At 65.9% G+C, this 16,169-nt stretch carries 15 protein-coding genes and 2 tRNA genes; 6 read left to right on the top strand and 11 right to left on the bottom strand.

All coding sequences use genetic code 11. The features are described 5' to 3' along the window. Nucleotides 1-4: 4 nt before the first annotated feature. Nucleotides 5-1,312, bottom strand: coding sequence for a CpXC domain-containing protein (locus tag NZU74_04370; GenBank protein ID MCS6880544.1), 1,308 nt, complete (start codon nt 1,310-1,312; stop codon nt 5-7). Between the two features lie 241 nt (nt 1,313-1,553). Then, the gene (locus tag NZU74_04365) at nt 1,554-2,183 is read right to left on the bottom strand and encodes a class I SAM-dependent methyltransferase (protein ID MCS6880543.1); all 630 of its coding nucleotides are present in this window, start codon (nt 2,181-2,183) and stop codon (nt 1,554-1,556) included. A 384-nt stretch (nt 2,184-2,567) separates the two neighbouring features. On the opposite strand from NZU74_04365, the gene NZU74_04360 reads away from it, so the two are divergent. From NZU74_04360 to NZU74_04350, 3 genes are all read left to right on the top strand, one after another. Next, complete coding sequence (locus NZU74_04360; protein MCS6880542.1) at nt 2,568-3,536, top strand: quinone oxidoreductase; 969 nt, start codon at nt 2,568-2,570, stop codon at nt 3,534-3,536. 10 nt (nt 3,537-3,546) lie between these two features. Further along, nucleotides 3,547-4,947, top strand: coding sequence for an aspartate kinase (locus NZU74_04355; protein ID MCS6880541.1), 1,401 nt, complete (start codon nt 3,547-3,549; stop codon nt 4,945-4,947). 145 nt (nt 4,948-5,092) lie between these two features. After that, complete coding sequence (locus NZU74_04350) at nt 5,093-6,250, top strand: glycosyltransferase family 1 protein (protein MCS6880540.1); 1,158 nt, start codon at nt 5,093-5,095, stop codon at nt 6,248-6,250. 73 nt (nt 6,251-6,323) lie between these two features. Here NZU74_04350 and NZU74_04345 read toward each other — a convergent pair whose 3' ends face one another. The 7 genes from NZU74_04345 to NZU74_04315 all read right to left on the bottom strand — a co-directional run bounded on the left by NZU74_04345 (nt 6,324) and on the right by NZU74_04315 (nt 13,473). Beyond that, nucleotides 6,324-7,514, bottom strand: a complete 1,191-nt coding sequence (locus NZU74_04345) for an NAD-dependent epimerase/dehydratase family protein (GenBank protein MCS6880539.1) — start codon at nt 7,512-7,514, stop codon at nt 6,324-6,326. A gap of 349 nt (nt 7,515-7,863) precedes the next feature. Further along, nucleotides 7,864-8,781, bottom strand: coding sequence for an MBL fold metallo-hydrolase (locus NZU74_04340; GenBank protein ID MCS6880538.1), 918 nt, complete (start codon nt 8,779-8,781; stop codon nt 7,864-7,866). A gap of 82 nt (nt 8,782-8,863) precedes the next feature. Beyond that, on the bottom strand, nt 8,864-9,571 hold the full coding sequence (locus NZU74_04335) for a hypothetical protein (GenBank protein MCS6880537.1): 708 nt from the start codon (nt 9,569-9,571) through the stop codon (nt 8,864-8,866). A 352-nt stretch (nt 9,572-9,923) separates the two neighbouring features. After that, the gene (locus tag NZU74_04330) at nt 9,924-11,984 is read right to left on the bottom strand and encodes a molybdopterin oxidoreductase family protein (GenBank protein ID MCS6880536.1); all 2,061 of its coding nucleotides are present in this window, start codon (nt 11,982-11,984) and stop codon (nt 9,924-9,926) included. A 125-nt stretch (nt 11,985-12,109) separates the two neighbouring features. After that, nucleotides 12,110-12,640, bottom strand: a complete 531-nt coding sequence (locus tag NZU74_04325) for a methylated-DNA--[protein]-cysteine S-methyltransferase (protein ID MCS6880535.1) — start codon at nt 12,638-12,640, stop codon at nt 12,110-12,112. Continuing rightward, nucleotides 12,637-12,993: a DMT family transporter gene (locus NZU74_04320; GenBank protein MCS6880534.1), complete on the bottom strand. Its 357-nt coding sequence runs from the start codon at nt 12,991-12,993 to the stop codon at nt 12,637-12,639. The genes NZU74_04325 and NZU74_04320 overlap by 4 nt, the downstream gene beginning before the upstream one ends. A 15-nt stretch (nt 12,994-13,008) precedes the next feature. Beyond that, nucleotides 13,009-13,473, bottom strand: a complete 465-nt coding sequence (locus NZU74_04315) for a DMT family transporter (protein MCS6880533.1) — start codon at nt 13,471-13,473, stop codon at nt 13,009-13,011. Nucleotides 13,474-14,019: 546 nt separating this feature from the next. Here NZU74_04315 and NZU74_04310 point away from each other — a divergent pair. After that, nucleotides 14,020-14,394 (top strand): hypothetical protein, encoded by a 375-nt coding sequence (locus NZU74_04310; protein ID MCS6880532.1) that lies wholly within the window; start codon nt 14,020-14,022, stop codon nt 14,392-14,394. A gap of 37 nt (nt 14,395-14,431) precedes the next feature. Here the strand turns inward: NZU74_04310 and NZU74_04305 are convergent. Further along, a tRNA-Gln gene (locus NZU74_04305) sits at nt 14,432-14,505 on the bottom strand. A gap of 6 nt (nt 14,506-14,511) precedes the next feature. Further along, nucleotides 14,512-14,598 (bottom strand) — tRNA-Leu (locus NZU74_04300). 344 nt (nt 14,599-14,942) lie between these two features. Between NZU74_04300 and NZU74_04295 the strand changes: the two genes are divergently transcribed. Both NZU74_04295 and cysE read left to right on the top strand, forming a co-directional pair. Then, on the top strand, nt 14,943-15,182 hold the full coding sequence (locus NZU74_04295; GenBank protein ID MCS6880531.1) for a zinc ribbon domain-containing protein: 240 nt from the start codon (nt 14,943-14,945) through the stop codon (nt 15,180-15,182). A 160-nt stretch (nt 15,183-15,342) separates the two neighbouring features. After that, entirely contained in the window at nt 15,343-16,116 is a 774-nt protein-coding gene (gene cysE, locus NZU74_04290; protein ID MCS6880530.1) for a serine O-acetyltransferase, read from the top strand. Nucleotides 16,117-16,169: the final 53 nt, after the last annotated feature.

Raw genomic sequence — 16,169 nt, 5'->3', positions numbered from 1 at the left:
CCGTTCAGAACAGCATCGCCCCGGCCTCGCGGGCGAGTTGCCGCAGGCGTTCGGCGCCGCTGGCGTTAGCGCGACGCTCCTCCTGGGCGGCCAGTTCATTGAGCTTTTTGACCAGATCGGGGGTGATTTTCGCCACGTTCTTGCGGAGCAGGGCTGTGGCTTCCTTTGGCGTCTCGGCGAGGAGCAACTCATTGATGAAGCGTTCTTCGGGCGAAAGCCGGCTCTGAATGATCTCCACCGCCGCCGCGGCGAGCTGTTCCAGGCGCTGCGCCAGTTCCTCGCGTCCGGAGCGCTGGGCGGCGGCGGCATTGGCCGAGAGGGCGATCATGAAGCCCTCGCCGACCCGCTCGGCCCGCTCGTGGAGCGCGGCGAGCGGGTCGGGAGCTTCGAGCACCTCGGCGAGCAGGGCGTTGCCGGCCTCAAACAACGCCTGCGTTTCGCGGTCCAGTCGCTCTATCAGGGCCAGAATGCGCGCGCGCCGCTCGGTCAGGCGGGCCGCCTCATCGGCCTGGCCGGCGGCCTGCGCCGCTTCGATGCGCTCCGTCCACGCCTGGAAGAAGCTGTAGTCAAGCACCGGGCGCAGTTCGGCTACCGCCTGCTCAAGCTGATCATCGGGGATCGTCAGCAGCCGTTCGATGGCCTGACGCACCTCGTCGGCGGCTGCCGCGGCCCCGCCTTCGCCGATGAGGTTGTTGAGGCGTTCATGCACCTGCAACAGCAATGTGCGCGATTCCGCCTGCGAGTCGGGCAGCGCCTGAATGAACGCTTCGAGAGTGGCGAAGAACTCCGGGGTAAAATCCGCCCGACGCCGGGCGACCAGCGCATTGAAACGCTCCTCACTGTTCACCGCGGTGGCCAGTTCGCTGATCAGATCGACGTAGGCCCGCTGGCGTTCCAGCGTCTCACGGCTGACGCCATCGGCTTCGAGAATCGTATCGAGCAGCGACGCCAGGGTCAGAAAGCGCCGCGGCGCCAGCAGGTATGCCCGTGGCGCATCGGCGGGCAGCGAGCGGAGCAGGAAACTGGTCGCCTCGCCAATGAAGCGCTCTTGCTCCTCTGGCGGCGTGTTCAACTCCTGGGGAAAGTAGACCAGGCAGAGTTGCTTGCGCGGATCGTGGTAGATTAACGGCGCGCCAAGCATGGCGCCTGAACCGCAGTTCGGGCAGACCGCCACATTCAACTGGCCGCTGAGCAAGGCCGTCTTCAGGGCCGGCTGCTCGGCGGCGTCAACCAGGGTATAGAGATTAGCGCGAAAGGGAACGCCACAGGCGGGGCAGGTTATCTGCACAGGCTGAGGGGCGACGGCAGGCATACACTCTCTCCCTGAGGCGAAGGGCGGCAGGCGCACCGCTCCCCTCATTGGCCCCGCGTATGTTTCCAGGGGCGAAGGGGTGAGACAACCACGTTCCCCCACCCATCGTATAGTCCGGGTTTACATCGGCAACGCTGCGGTGATTATAGCAAACCCTTTACGATTGTGTGCAGAGTTTGCACAAATCCGCAGCCTTCAAACCAGCGCCCATCGTATTTGTTAGAGCCGACCTCCGGCCATGTCACCTGACACGACCAATGACAGCGTACAGCGGATCGCTGAGCCAGTGGCAGGGGGACCGGTCAAGGAAGCGAATGTCGGTATAGCATTCGGCCAGTTGAAAATACTGCTGCACCAGTTGACCATGCTGCCGATCGCTGGTCGAAATCCAGATCCGCACCGCCTTGCTGGGGAAGCAGCGGTTGGAGAAGGTGACAATAAACGGCGCGCCGGATCGCAACACGCGCCCCACCTCGGCGAAGACGGTGACTGGATGGACCAGGTACTGCACCGAGACGGTACACACGGCCCCGTCGAACGAGGCGTCGGCAAAGGGCAAACTGGGGTTCTTATTCAGGTCATGAACCAGATACTCGTCAAGTTGCTGATTCAGCCGCATTTCCTCGGCGTTCAACCCCAATCCAACCACATGAGCATAGTGCACCTCCGGGGGCAGGTGGCTGAGATAACTGCTCATCAGGTCGAGGATGCGGCCCCCTGGGGGCAGTTCCTCGCGAAACAACCGTGTCACGGCGGCGCGCGCGGCCTCATCAATATGCGCCGTCAGCCGGGGATAGGTGTAGAAGAGGCGATCATCGCTCTCATCGTAGCGCGTAAAATAACTTCGCGGAAGCTGCTTCTCCCGGCGCACGGCATCTCCTTGGTACGGTTCCAGGCGACCTGTTCGGATGCAAGCGCGACCAGATCGCGTTCCTATGGGTCGCGCCCATCCAACAATCCGCGATCAATCATTCGCACATTCGCAATCTACAATCGCGTGAGGGGGCAGCGCATCAGAGCGCCGTGATGCTGCAAGAATCCTGTTATAGTATAGGCCGACTTTCGATCACGGCGCAAGGGAGGCGGCGCTTTCCAGGATCTGTATCCCCGGGGCAAACTTCGGACGCCCGTTGTTGCGGTGGCGCTGGCAGGTGCGTCACTCCATTCAGCCCGCCGCATGCCGGGCGCTCTGGTTGCCCTGAAGTCTATGGCAGCCGCTTTGCGAGGCCAGAGCAATAATAAGGCGAGAGAGCATATGCACGCAATTCGAGTTCACGAGACCGGCGGCCCCGACGTACTACGCTACGAGGAGGCGCCTGTTCCCGAACCCGCGCCCGACCAGCTCCGCATCAAGGTGGTCGCCACGGGGCTGAACTACATTGACACCTACCACCGCACCGGGTTGTACAAACTGCCGCTGCCGTTCGTCCCCGGCCTGGAGTTCGCCGGAATTGTTGACGCAGTGGGCGCCGAGGTGCAGGGGTGGAGCGTGGGCGAGCGGGTAGCGACGGCCTCGGGGATTGGCGGCTATGCCGAGTATGCCCTGGCGCCGGCGGCAAAGGCGGTGCGCGTACCTGAGTCCATCGACCTCAAACTCGCCGCAGCGGTGATGTTGCAGGGCGCCACTGCCCACTACCTGACCCACAGCACCTATCCGCTCAAAGCCGGCGAGACCTGTGTAGTGACGGCGGCGGCGGGGGGCGTGGGCCTGCTCCTGGTACAAATGGCCAGACGCCTGGGAGCGCGGGTGATCGGGCTGGTTTCAACCGAGGCCAAGGCAGCCCTGGCCCGCGAGGCCGGCGCCGACGAGGTTATCCTGTACACCCAGGAGCGTTTCGACCAGCGCGTGCGCGAACTGACCGGCGGGCGCGGGGCGGATGTCGTCTACGACTCGGTCGGGCGGAGCACGTGGGAGCAGAGCCTCGACTGCCTGCGCCCACGGGGCTACGCGGTTTTCTTCGGCAACGCCAGCGGCCCGGTGCCACCCATCGAGCCGCTGCTGCTGAGCGCGAAAGGGTCGCTCTATCTCACCCGGCCCACGCTGGCCAACTACATCGCCACCCCTGAGGAACTGGCCTGGCGGGCCGGCGATCTGTTCGCCTGGATGGCCGCGGGCGCCCTGCGGGTGCACGTAGAGCGTGAATATAGCCTGCGCGAGGCCGCCGAGGCTCACCGCGCCCTGGAGGGTCGCCAGACAACCGGCAAGGTGTTGATTGTTCCATAGAGGAGAGTGTATGCGCGTCGTAATGAAGTTCGGCGGCACGTCGGTGGGCAGCGCCGACGCTATCCGCCAGGTGGCCCGGATTGTGGCCGAAAGCCGCCGCGAGCACGAGGTGGTGGTCGTGGTGTCGGCAATGAACGCCCCGGATCTGCGCACTACCGACACCCTGATCGCCGCTGCGCGCGCCGCCGCCGAGGGCGACGGCGAGGCGACGGCCCTGGCCGCGCCGCGGCTGCTTGACTTGCACATGCGGGTCGCCGCCGAGCTGCTCAGCGCCGAGGAGCGCGAGGCCCTGGCGCCCGAATTGCAAGCGATGCTCGATTATATGAGCGACCTGTCGCGGAGCATTGCCGTGCTAGGTGAATTGACGCCCCGCGCCCTCGACCTGTTCAGCGGCCTCGGTGAGCGGCTGAACGCCCGCCTGATCGCCGCCGCGCTGCGGAGCGCCGGGGTCCCCGCCCAGGCCGTAGACGCGACCGGGCTGATCATCACCGATGAGCGCTACGGCGCCGCCTCGCCGCTGATGGACGAAACCCGCGAGCGGTCGCGCGAGCGGCTCCTGCCGCTGCTGGCCGAGGGAGTCGTGCCGGTGGTCACGGGCTTCATCGGCGCCACGCGGGCCGGCGTGCCCACCACCCTGGGGCGCGGCGGCTCCGATTACTCCTGCGCCATCCTCGGCGCGGTCCTCGATGCCGATGAAGTCTGGTTCTGGAAAGAGGTTGACGGGGTGCTCACCACCAACCCCAACGTGGTGCCGGAGGCCCGCACCCTGCCGCGCCTGACCTACAGCGAGATGGCCGAACTCTCCTACTACGGGGCCAATGTGCTGCATCCGAAGACGGTGCTGCCGCTGGTGCAACGGCGCATTCCCATCCGCATCCGCAACACCTTCAACCCTGATCACCCCGGCACGCTGATCAGCGCCGAGGAGAGCGCCGGGGCGGCCAAAGCAGTGACGGCAATCAAGGATGTGAGCCTGATCACTGTAGGCGGGCCGGGGATGCTCGGCGTCACAGGGGTTGCCGCGCGCATCTTCGGGGCCGTGGCCCGCGCCGGGGCCAATATTCTGCTCATCTCGCAGGCCAGCAGCGAGCAGAGCGTGTGCCTGGCGGTGCCGCGCACCGAGGCCCCCGCAGCAGTCGCCGAGCTGCGCCGCGAACTCGCCAGCGAGTTTTCGGCCCACGACGTCGAACACATTGATGTGCAGGACTCAGTGGTGATCGTGGCACTGGTAGGCTCAGGGATGCGTGGCACGCCGGGGATCGCCGGGCGCCTCTTCGGGGCGATGGGCGCAGCAGGCATCAATGTGATCGCCATCGCCCAGGGCAGCACCGAGAACAACATCTCACTCGTGGTAGCTGCGGAGGAGGGCGACCGGGCCGTTCGGGTGATCCATCAGAGCTTCGGGTTGTAACCCGCGGGTGCCACCTGGAAGGTTGCACCCGCGGGCAACCCGAGCATCCTCTGCGCGACGGGTCGGTCTGGGAGGGCTTTCGCCCTCCCAGGATTATCCGGAGTTTCATCTGCTGGTGTGCGACGCAGCCGTATGGGTGACCGGTATGAAAATCGCCATCTTCACCGAAACCTTTCTACCCAAGATTGACGGCGTGGTGACGATTCTGTGTCAGGCCCTGGAACGCCTGCAGGAGAAGGGCCATCAGGTGTTGCTCTTCGGGCCGCCGGGAGGGCCAAAGGAGTACGCCGGCGCCGAGATCGTGGGCGTGGGAGGGCCGCCGCTGCCCTTCTACCCCGAATTACGCATCAACATCCCCCGGCGCTTCGTCTGGGAGCGGATACGCAGCTTTCAGCCCGACCTGGTGCATATCGTCGCTCCGTTTTTCCTCGGACCTTTCGGCCTCTCCTATGCGCGGCGGCTGAACGTGCCAATCCTGGCCTCCTTCCACACGCACGTGCCGCGCTACGTGCGACACTACGGCGGGGCCTTCATCGAGCCGGTCATCTGGTCATACCTGCGCGCGCTGCATAATCAAGCGCATCTCAACCTCTGCCCGAGCACTGAAACGCTCAAAGATCTGCGCCGTCACGGCTTCGCGCGGGTGCGCTGGTGGAAGCGCGGGATTGACACGCACCGCTTCAGCCCTGGCCCGCGCGATCCCGCGATGCGTGAGCGGCTGAGCGGCGGGCGACCCGACGAGTTGCTGGTAGTGTACGTGGGACGACTCTCGCCCGAAAAGCGCCTGGAGACGATCCGCGACCCGCTGTTCAGCGTGCCGGGCGTGCGCCTGGCGATGGTTGGCGGCGGCCCCAGCGAAGAGCAGCTCAAGCGCCATTTTCGCGGCACTCCGACCACTTTCCCCGGCTATTTGCGCGGTGATGATCTGGTGGCGGCCTACCGGGCCGCCGATGTGTTTCTGTTTCCCTCCACCACTGAAACTTTCGGCCTGGTGGCCCTGGAAGCCATGGCCTGCGGCGTGCCGGTGGTCGCCGCCAGCGCTGGCGGCGTGCTCGACATCATTACCAATGGGGACAACGGGTTGCTCTTCGACCCCGAACGCCCCGAGCAGATCGGGGCCCTGGTGCGGCGCCTGAAGGACGACCCGGATCTGCGGCGCGGGCTGGCCCAGCGCGGGGTGCTTCACGCTCGCGGGCGCTCCTGGCAGGCCACCATGGACCAGTTGATTGACTACTATCGCCTGGCGACGCGGGTCTTTCAGTGTTCGCAGGCGCGGCGCCGGCGCCTGGCGGGAGCGATGTAGAAAATATGGGGAACCCGGGGTTCCCCATACCCTTCACTGCGCGTTGGGAGGCCCTCACGCCCTCTACAAGCGGCTAATCCGCCGCCGCCTCGCGCTCGACGGGGCGGGCCCCGGTCTCGCGCCAGTTGACGTTTGGCAGGATCAGGTGGGGCTTGACGTTGTGGCGATAGCGCTGCACCACGTGGATGACCGACTCGAGCAGCGTATCGCTGAGGTAGTGAGGTTGCAGGCCGAGGCTCAGCAGGCTGGTATTGACGGCATTGTAGTAGTGCGACTCCTTCTCAACCCGGGGATTGGGCAGATGGTTGATGGCGACCTCGAGACCAAGTTCGCGTCCGGTCGCCTGCACAGCCTGGGCGAGTTGCAGTACGCTGAACTGCTCGGTGAACTGGTTGAAGACCCGAAACTCGCCGGGCGCCGCGGGGTTGAGCATCGCCAGTTCGACACAGGCCAGGGTGTCGCGGATATCGAGGAAGCCGCGGGTCTGCCCGCCCTCGCCATAGACCGTGAGCGGGATGCCAACCACGGCCTGCACCAGAAACCGATTGAGCACGGTGCCGAATACCGCGTCATAGTCGAAGCGCGTGCGCAACCGCTCGTCAATCAGGATCTCATCAGTATCCACGCCATAGACTACGCCCTGGTTGAGATCGGTGGCGCGGAGGCCCCAGATCCGGCAGGCGAAGTGGATATTGACGCTGTCATGCACCTTTGAGGCGTGGTACCACGAACCAGGCATCTTCGGGTAGGGCAGGGTATCGGTGCGGCCCTTATGGGTAATCGTGATATAGCCCTCTTCGATGTCAATGTTGGGCGTGCCATATTCGCCCATGGTGCCGAGCTTGATCAGGTGACAATCAGGCGCGTACTCGGCGATGGCATAGAGCACGTTGAGCGTCCCCGCGACATTGTTCACCTGCGTATACACAGCGTGGCGACGGTCAATCATGGAATACGGAGCGGCGCGCTGCTCGCCGTAGTGCACGATTGCCTCAGGCTGGAACTCCTGCACCACCGGTCCGAAGAACGTATAGTCGCAAATGTCACCGATGTGAGCGGCAATCTTCCGGCCTGTCAGCGCCTCCCAGAGACCGACCCGCTCCTGCAACGAGGCGATCGGCACGAGGCTCTCGGTGCCAAGCTCGTTGTCGTAGCCACGGCGGGCCATGTTGTCTACCACCGCCACATCGTGACCGCGCGCCGACAGGTGCATCGCGGTAGGCCACCCCAGGTAACCATCACCGCCAAGGATCAGCACACGCATCGAAGATTCTCCTCTGCTCTTCCGCGCGAGTTGTCGGCGAGGCGCATTCGCCTTCGCCCGCTCGCAGACGCGGCTGCCCGCGAGCGCGCCTATGATACCGGTTCACGTGCCAGCGCGCAAGTTGGAAGAGACCAGGGTAAACCGTGGAGGACCCTGAAGGGATCACAGCCTGCTGCACCGAAAAGCAAGCTGCACTATCTCAAGAAAACCCGGCCTTCATCGCGGTACTATCGCGATCCGCAGACGGCCAGAGTAAACTGGGGAAGCCGAGTTTCCTTATTACCCTGCCTGATGGGGATCGATCCAGGTTGTTTACGGCCCAATCCGTAATCTAAAATCTCAAATCGCACTACGCGCCGCGCTTCTGCCAGTAGCGCGCCAGACCGCGCCAGCTCAGCGCCAGGTCGCCAGACTGCTGGGCCAGCACGGCTCGTTCGGGCGCGCTGAGGCTGGCTACTTCGGCGGCGCCGAGGGCCTCGAGCGCGGCGATCTGCTCGGCTTCGCTGCGCCCGCTGCGCAACCCCTCGCGCACCAGTTCGGCCCAGCGCAGCAACCGTTCGCGAAAATCGGCCAGGTGGAACTCCACGTCATTGAAGGCGCCAAAATGGGTCAGGCAGAGCCAGCCCGGAGTCAGGGCGGCGATCATGTCGAGGGTTTGCAGCCAGGCCTCGACATCCACATCGGGCGGCGGGGTGGCCGGGCGGGTGAAGGGCCGCCCCGGCAGGCGCACGCCGGTGTTGTCGCCCACGAATGCTGCGCCGCTCTGCTCGTCGAACCAGACCAGGTGGTGCTTGGCGTGCCCGGGGGCATCGTAGGCCCGCAGCGTCCGCCTGCCGAGACGCAGCGTTTCGCCGCCCACCAGGGTCAGGATGGCCGCCGCCGGTACAGGCATGGTACGGCCCCAGAGGGTTTCCAGCCGATCGCCCCAGAGCATCCCTGCGCTGCTGACCAGCCGGGAGGGGTCAATCAGGTGAGGCGCGCCCTTCTCGTGCACATGAACCTGGACGCGGGGGTTGCGGGTGAGGATCATGCCGGTGGCGCCGGCATGGTCGAGATGGATGTGGGTCAGCACAACGTGGCGGAGGTCGTCGAGGGTCAGACCGTGGGCCTGGATCCCGGCCTCAAGGCTGGGCAAGGTGGCCGCCGGCCCCGGATCCACCAGGGCCGGCTCATCGCCCAGAAGGACGTAACTCGCCACCACGTGGGCGCGGCCCATGTGATGCGTGTCAATGACGGCCACGCCGTCGGGGTGGTGTAAGGCTTCCATGGCTGCCATCATACCATAGCCATGGTTCAGCCGTAACAGGGGAATGTCGGGTTTCCTCTACAGAGCAACCCTGAGGGTTGCCCTACTCCTCGCGGCGCTCATCGGGGGCCGGTTCGCGGCGCGGGGCGGCGGCGCGAGCCGGGCGGCTCTGCCACTCGCTGATCAGTGCGCGCGCCTGCTCCCCGCTCAGAGCGTCGCTGTCAACCCCGAAGCGGCGAACCAGCTCCGCGTCCAGATCCAGGCCACGGGAGTGGGCCAGGCGCGCCAGGGCCTGTAACTGCTTCTCGGTCGCCGGAAGCGCGCCTTCATCAACCGCGCGCGCCGCTTCGATGCTCCGGGCCCGCGGCTCGGCAGCGTAGCGGGCGCGCTCTTCGGCCAGTTTCTTCAGCTCGTCAATAAAGCTCGAAGCCTGGCCCTTGGTCATCGTTACCAGGTCCACGCCCTGCTCGCCGGCAAAGGCGGTCAACTGGTCGCTCGTCCAGTTCAACTGGTCCTGAAGCGTTGCGATGTAGTTGCGCTGTTTCTCGCTGGCGGGGGCGTCAGGATCGCGCACCGTAATCGCTGGAGGCGGCCCCTGCGCCTCGCGCACGCCGGCCACCTGCTGCTCAATCGCCTCGCGCTGCGCGCGGTAGATGCGCCAGCCCAGTTCAACCGCCTGCTGCACGTCCTCATCGCTGGCGTCAATGGGCAGGGTGATCGTTTCTTCAAGCGTAATGTAGTCTTCGCCGAGGCGTATGGCCGCGCGATAGGTGCGCGTAACCGTGCGCTCGTCGCCACGGGGAGTGGTCATAGGTGCGCTCCTTCGAGGGCGCCGCTGCCGGTCTCTCTCCGACGCTCCGTGTCTGCTCGCGCTTACCGTCCGAGGATGTTCCCATCCCCCGCGCTGTCGTCCGGCCTGCGGGCAGGTATAGAACATTATAGCACATTTGTGCCATTTAACAAGGAGCCATCGTGTTCACATCTACCGACCGCGTTCGCTCCGCAGAGAACGCGGAGGAGACGGAGGGCTGCAAAAAAGCTCATCCCCTGCGTGCTCTGCGGTTCATCTGAACGCATTCCAGGAGACCTGCGCCACAGCAGAGTCAGGGCCTGTACCAGATCCTCGGGGCGCGCCCCGAACCCGCCGCGGGAAATGGAGTTGCTCAGGCTCTGCGCACCCATGCCAGGTTCGTATGAAAGGTGCTTTGCCCAGCCAGATCGGCCAGATCGTCGGGAGTGGTCCAGTTAATGTTGCGACCATCGGGCGAGAGGCTGCCCCAGTGACCCTTGGGGGCCACGGCAACGCCAGAGGGCACGTCGTCGGTGACCACGGCGCGCAGGCGACACCAGCCACGCTCGTTTTCGACCACCACCTCATCGCCGTCGCTAATGCCGCGCGCCGCGGCATCGGCAGGGCTGATCTCGATGAACGGCGCGCCTTCCTTTGCCTGCAGATCAGGCTGGTTGGCCATGCTCGATGAAACGAAATGGTGCGACGCGCCCGACAGGACGATCAGCCGTTCGTCGTCGGGGCGCGCGGCCCGTTCGCGCAGGGCCAGCGGCTCAACGTAGTCGGGCAGCGGGTCGAGCCCCTGAGCGGCCATGGCCGCGCTGTACAACTCTACCTTGCCCGACGGAGTAGGAAAGACGCCGTTGGCAAACGGCGCCTCGGCGCCCTCCAGGTTTAGCCGCACCGTCCCCTCGGCCTGTAATCGCTCCAAAGTGATACCGGCCAGGAAGGGATTCCTGGCGCGGGTGGCGTCAAGCACCCCGCGAATGGCTTCCTCGGCGCTCTCGCGCAGCCACGGCTCGGTGTAGCCCATCCCTGCGGCCAGGAGGCGCATCACGTCCCAGTTGCTCCGGGCCTCTCCTCGTGGCGGGATGGCGGGGTGATTGTATTGCAAGAAGCGATGCCCGTAGGCTGTGTGCAGGTCGACATGCTCGAGTTGCGTGGTCGCTGGCAGCACCAGGTCGGCGTAGCGGGCCGTGTCGGTGAGGAACTGCTCGTGCACCACCGTGAAGAGGTCCTCCCGCAGCAGGCCCTGGACGATCAGGCCGGCATTGGGCGCGGAGGTCACCGGATTGGCTCCGTAGACGTAGAGGGCCATAATCGGCGGATCGCGCACCTCGCCGGTAAGAGCGGCGCCCAGGCGGTTCATGTTCACGATGCGCGGCACGGGCGGGCAGTCCCGGTGATGCGCCAGCGCCTCGCCATCCCAGGCTACGTAGCCGCCGGTGGAGAAGGCCAGGCCGCCGCCCCGCACGCCGTACTGCCCCACCACGGCGGGCAGGCAACATAGGGCGCGGAAGGTCTGCCCGCCGTTCTGGTGCCGTTGCACTCCATCGGCCGTTTTGAGCAGGGCGGGCTTCGTCGAGGCATACCGGCGCGCCAGGGCCACGATGGCATCGGCAGGGACGCCGGTCAAGGCGCTGGCCCGCTCGGGAGGGTACTGCATGGCCCGCTCGCGCAACGCCCGCCAGCCCAGACTGTGCGCCTCCAGCCAGGGCTCATCGTGCAGCCCTTCGCTGAAGATCACCTGCATCAGGCCCAGCGCCAGGGCCGCGTCGGTGGCCGGGCGCACCTGGATGTGCTCATCCGCCGAGCGGGCGGTAAGGGTGCGGCGCGGGTCAATGACCACCACGTAGGCGCCCTGTTTCTGGGCCTGGCGCAGAAAGGGCATCACGTGGGGCGCGGTGCTGGCGGGATTGTGTCCCCAGAGCAGGATCAGGCGGCTGTGGAGCAGATCGGCGTAATCCGGGCCATGCCTGGCCCCCAGGGTGGCCGCTACCGCGGCGTGTGCCGCCGCGCTACAGATTGAACGTTCCAGCCCGCTCGCACCCATGCGGTTCCACAGGCGCTGGTTGCAGATGAGCATCTGCACCAGGCCCAGGGTGCCGCTGTAAGAGTAGGGCAGGATCGCCGCCGCGCCGTAGGTGGCGATAATCTCGCGCCAGCGAGCGGTAATGGTCGCGATGGCCTCGTCCCAACTGATGCGTTCCCAGCGCCCCGCGCCCTTCGGCCCCGCCCGGCGCAAGGGGTAGAGCAGCCGGTCAGGGCTGTAGACGCGCTTCAGGTAGGGTCGCACCTTGGCGCACAACCAGCCGCGGGTTACGGGGTGATCCGGGTCGGCGTAAAAGCGCAGCGCCTGCCCATCCTGCACCTCGGTGATAGTGGCGCAGGTGTCGGGGCAGTCGTGCGGGCAGCAGCCGCGAATGCGCATCATCAGGGATCCCCTTCCTTGTCTGTATAATCGCCGTAGTCGTCCGTGCGCTGCGCGCACCGCGGGGACGAGAGCAAGTTGTTCCTTCAAGCGAGCGCGGCCCTGCTGGACTTGCCGGTCGCTTCATTTTATGTTGACCTGGAGGAACGCTCCAGTTCCAGCAGCGCCCGCTTGCGCTCGAGGCCCCAGCGAAAGCCCTGGAGGCCGCCGTCGCGGCCTACGGCGCGGTGGCAGGGCACCAGCAGGGCTACCGGATTGGCCGCGCAGGCTCCCCCTACCGCCCGCGCTGCGCCCGGCCCCAGGCCCAGCGCGGCGGCGATCTGCCCGTAGCTGCGCGTCTCCCCATGGGGAATGGCGCGCAACGCCTCCCAGACCCGGCGCTGGAAGGGCGTGCCGGGCAGATCAAGGGGCAGATCGGGGCACGGCCCGCGCCCCGCAAGGTAGTCGGCCAGCCCCGTGGCGATAGCGGCCAGCATGGCATCGTCGCGCGCGATCCGCGCCTGCGGGAAGGCGCGGCGCAGCTCGCTCTCCAGCGCGGCGACGTCCTCCCCAAAGGCAATCCGGCAGATCCCCCGCTCGGTTGCGGCCACCAGCAGCCAGCCCAGGGGGCTGTTGATAATGGTGTAGTGGATGTCCATCGGTGACAGGAGAGCATTCACCGCAAGCTCACCAGCAACACTCCCACCAGCACCGCTACCACCCCCGCCCACTGCGTCCTGACCAGCCGCTCCCGCAGCAGCACCCACGCCAGCAGCACGGTGACCGCGCTGAAGATCGAGGCCAGGGCCGTCACCACGCTGACGTAGGCTGTGGCGATGCCGGTGTTGTAGGCCAGAAAGCCGATGGTGTCGAGCGATGCGGCGATCGCAATCATGCCCAGGAGACGCAGCGAGAGCGGTGCGGGACGCCGCTGCTGCCAGAGGAAGGCCAGGGCGGCGACGCCGCAGGCCATTACCCGCCCGATGAAAATGGGCCAGGCTACACCGAGGCCCGCGGTGACCGGCCCGAGCAAGTAGAAGAAGACCCCTTAGCCCAGCGCCGCGCCAAGGGCCGCCGGCACTCCTTTCAACCCCAGGGGTTCCCCTCTGCTGCCCCGCGAGACCACCGCCACGCCTGCCATCACCAGCGCCACCCCCGCGAGCGTCACCGGGGCGAGTCGTTCGCCCCCCAGCATCGCCAGGCTGGCGGTAACAACGGCGAAACTGGCGCAGATCGGCGAGACGATCATCAGCGTGCCCACTGCCAGCGCCCGGTACAGGAGCAGCGTCGCGGCGACGTTCAACGTGTTCACGGCGACCCCCAGCGCCCAGAGCGCCGGGTCGAGCGGAGGCGGGTCGCTGCGGGCCAGCAGCACCAGGCCAATACTGACGATACCGGCGGCCTGGAGGTACAGCAACGTCGCCAGCGGCCCGATGCGCCGCGAGATGCGGCTCAGGGCGAAATCCCCGGCGCCCCAGCCCAGGGCCGCCAGCAACCCGAAGACCACGCCCATTACTGTCCTCTGCCCCGAAAGTAACCCGCGCGAAAGGCCACCGCCGCTATCAGCGCAACCAGCGCCAGGATGATCAGACACTCAGTCCAGCCAATGGTCATCGCTTCTGATCCTGTAGACTACCGAATGGGCAAGCATCAGGCCTCCGCGGGAGGGTCTGAGAGAGCCTTGCCCTCCCAGGCTCCTACCTGGTCCGAGCGAGGAGGTGGGGAAACCCGGTTTCCCCGTGCCCCTGCCTGATGGGAAACGGGCAGTAGCGTAACTCACCGCGTTGCAGGCGGGCGAAACCGGGTTTCTCCACGCCAGGGCGACTGTTCACACTTCTCCTGGAAGCGAGGGCTTCCAGCCCTCGTTGTGGCTTCGAGGGCGAGACGGCCTCGCTCCCAGGCTCTACTGTTACCCCGAGTATGAACACGTATACGCCAGGGTCGCCTCCCCTATCGAATCAGGACTGCGCTACAATGGCGGGGTTCGCGCAGGCACAGGCGCAGTTGTGCCAGATCCAGGGCGCACCCCGCCGCCAACCGTCCAGCACGGACCGATACGATGTTTGAACGCATCGCGCTGCTCCACAGCCGGCTGCAACTCACCCTCACGGCGCTGATGGCCGTACTGGTCATCTGGGCGCTGCTATGCGCCCTGCGCGGGCGGGTGGGCCAGGGCTACATCGGGGCGCTGTGGATGGCGCAGTTGCTCATCGTGGCTCAGTGCAGCCTGGGCGCGCTGCTGCTGACGCGCAATCTGGCTCTGGCGGGGCCGCTGGCGCTGCACATCATCTACGGCATTATAGCCCCGCTACTGTTGCCCGGCGCCATCGCCTACAACCGCGGGCGCACGGGTCGAGGGGAAGCGCTGGTCTTTGCAACCATCTGTCTTATGCTGCTCGTCATCGTGGCGCGGGCCTACGAAACAGCGCGCTAACACAAGCCGCCACGCGGGCGCGTGGCGGCAATGCGTCTGGCTGGGGGACAGGGACTCGAACCCCAACTACCTGAGCCAGAATCAGGCGTTCTACCGTTAAACTATCCCCCACCGGGATGGTGCCGAAGGTGGGATTTGAACCCACACGGGGTCACCCCCACTACGCCCTGAACGTAGCGCGTCTGCCAGTTCCGCCACTTCGGCATGCAGTTACAGCTTACCATCGCAAATTATACGACGGAGGCGAGGCTTTGTCAAACGGGATCAGCGCCAGGCGCGAGGTTGACGCAACGCCTGCTTTCAGCCAGAGGAGAGGGGATCGGGGCGGCTGCGCCGCCGAAACCATCGAAAAACCCGGGGTTTGGAGGTTTACCCAAAAAACTCCGCAACCGCTCCGGCATCTAACATCTCTCTAATTGCGGAGTTCGCCGCCTTCAGGTACAATACACAGCGTAACAGCGTGTCAACGGTGACCACGGGGAGGGCCAGGCCCTCCCTCGCTCGTTCACCAGGTGCCGTTCGAGAACCAGGGAGGATGTGACGAAGCCATGCCAACCTACGTTTACGCCTGTGATGCCTGTGGCAAGCAGTTCGAGCAGTTCCAGAGCTTCAAGGATGAACCGCTTACCACGTGTCGCTGTGGCCAGGCGGGAAAGGTACGCCGCGTGATCCAACCGGCAGGCATTGTCTTCAAAGGGTCCGGCTGGTACATTACTGATAGCCGTAAGCCCGACACCAGCGAGAAGAGTGCATCGAGTGAGTCCTCTGCTGCCAATTCGGACGACTGAACCCGCTCTCCGCCTCTCCCGGCCGGCTGCCTTCGCCCGCCGGCCCCTGCCTTCTCGCCCTGGGTGTAGCTGTAGCTAGGGGCGTCGCGCGCCGCGGCGCCCCGCTAAGCATTTCGGTCGCCTGTTGCCGTCCGAATTCACCCTAGCGGAAGGTTGTTCTATGTTCCTCTCCTATGCCCTGCGCGTGCTGCGCGACGATGTGCGCGCGATCTTTCGGAACGATCCGGCTGCGCGCAACTTGGCCGAGGTGTTGCTCTACCCCGGCCTGCATGCCATTATTTTCCACCGCATCGCCCATGCCATCCATCGCCGCGGCGTGCCCTTCATCCCTCGTCTGATCTCCCAGCTCTCCCGCTTCCTCACCGGCATCGAAATTCACCCCGGGGCCCGCATCGGCCGCGGCTTCTTCATTGACCACGGCATGGGCGTGGTGATCGGCGAGACCGCCGAGATCGGCGATTGGGTCGTGCTCTACCAGGGGGTGACCCTTGGCGGCACCGGGAAGCAGACGGGCAAGCGCCATCCCACCCTTCACGACAATGTCGTGGTGGGGGTTGGCGCGATCGTGCTTGGCGCGATCACCATCGGCGAGGGCGCCCGCATTGGCGGCGGCGCGGTGGTGGTCAAGGACGTGCCGCCTCACGCCACCGCTGTCGGCGTACCCGCGCGCATCGTCGCCACCCGCGATCCGCGCACCGGGGTGACCCGCCGCGTCGAGGTGCTGCCCGACCCCGAGGGCGAGATGCTCCGCGGCCTCCACGATAAGGTGCTCGAACTTGAGGCGCGCCTCAGCAATCTGGAAGAGGTCACTCATACGCACCACGCCGAGCATCGCCTGACCTACGACGCCCTCCCCGAAAGCCTCTGGCGCATTCTCTATGATAGCCCGCGCAACGGCAGTGACGAGGAGTATAATCTCGGCGCGGGGATCTAGAGCACTGAATATATTGATCCACTGAAGACACTGAGCCGCGTGGCTCGCGCCGC

Source organism: Chloroflexaceae bacterium (assembly GCA_025057155.1).
Lineage (GTDB): Bacteria > Chloroflexota > Chloroflexia > Chloroflexales > Chloroflexaceae > JACAEO01.
This window is presented reverse-complemented; position numbering and strand designations above follow the sequence as displayed.

Bases quoted from the DNA above. Each gene is read 5' to 3' on its own strand.
- NZU74_04335 (MCS6880537.1), bottom strand. From the start codon at position 9,571: ATGACCACTCCCCGTGGCGACGAGCGCACGGTTACGCGCACCTATCGC.
- NZU74_04295 (MCS6880531.1), top strand. From the start codon at position 14,943: ATGCCAACCTACGTTTACGCCTGTGATGCCTGTGGCAAGCAGTTCGAG.
- NZU74_04360 (MCS6880542.1), top strand. From the start codon at position 2,568: ATGCACGCAATTCGAGTTCACGAGACCGGCGGCCCCGACGTACTACGC.
- NZU74_04355 (MCS6880541.1), top strand. From the start codon at position 3,547: ATGCGCGTCGTAATGAAGTTCGGCGGCACGTCGGTGGGCAGCGCCGAC.
- NZU74_04330 (MCS6880536.1), bottom strand. From the start codon at position 11,984: ATGATGCGCATTCGCGGCTGCTGCCCGCACGACTGCCCCGACACCTGC.
- NZU74_04340 (MCS6880538.1), bottom strand. From the start codon at position 8,781: ATGGAAGCCTTACACCACCCCGACGGCGTGGCCGTCATTGACACGCAT.
- NZU74_04345 (MCS6880539.1), bottom strand. From the start codon at position 7,514: ATGCGTGTGCTGATCCTTGGCGGTGATGGTTACCTGGGGTGGCCTACC.
- NZU74_04315 (MCS6880533.1), bottom strand. From the start codon at position 13,473: ATGGGCGTGGTCTTCGGGTTGCTGGCGGCCCTGGGCTGGGGCGCCGGG.
- NZU74_04370 (MCS6880544.1), bottom strand. From the start codon at position 1,312: ATGCCTGCCGTCGCCCCTCAGCCTGTGCAGATAACCTGCCCCGCCTGT.
- cysE (MCS6880530.1), top strand. From the start codon at position 15,343: ATGTTCCTCTCCTATGCCCTGCGCGTGCTGCGCGACGATGTGCGCGCG.
- NZU74_04310 (MCS6880532.1), top strand. From the start codon at position 14,020: ATGTTTGAACGCATCGCGCTGCTCCACAGCCGGCTGCAACTCACCCTC.
- NZU74_04350 (MCS6880540.1), top strand. From the start codon at position 5,093: ATGAAAATCGCCATCTTCACCGAAACCTTTCTACCCAAGATTGACGGC.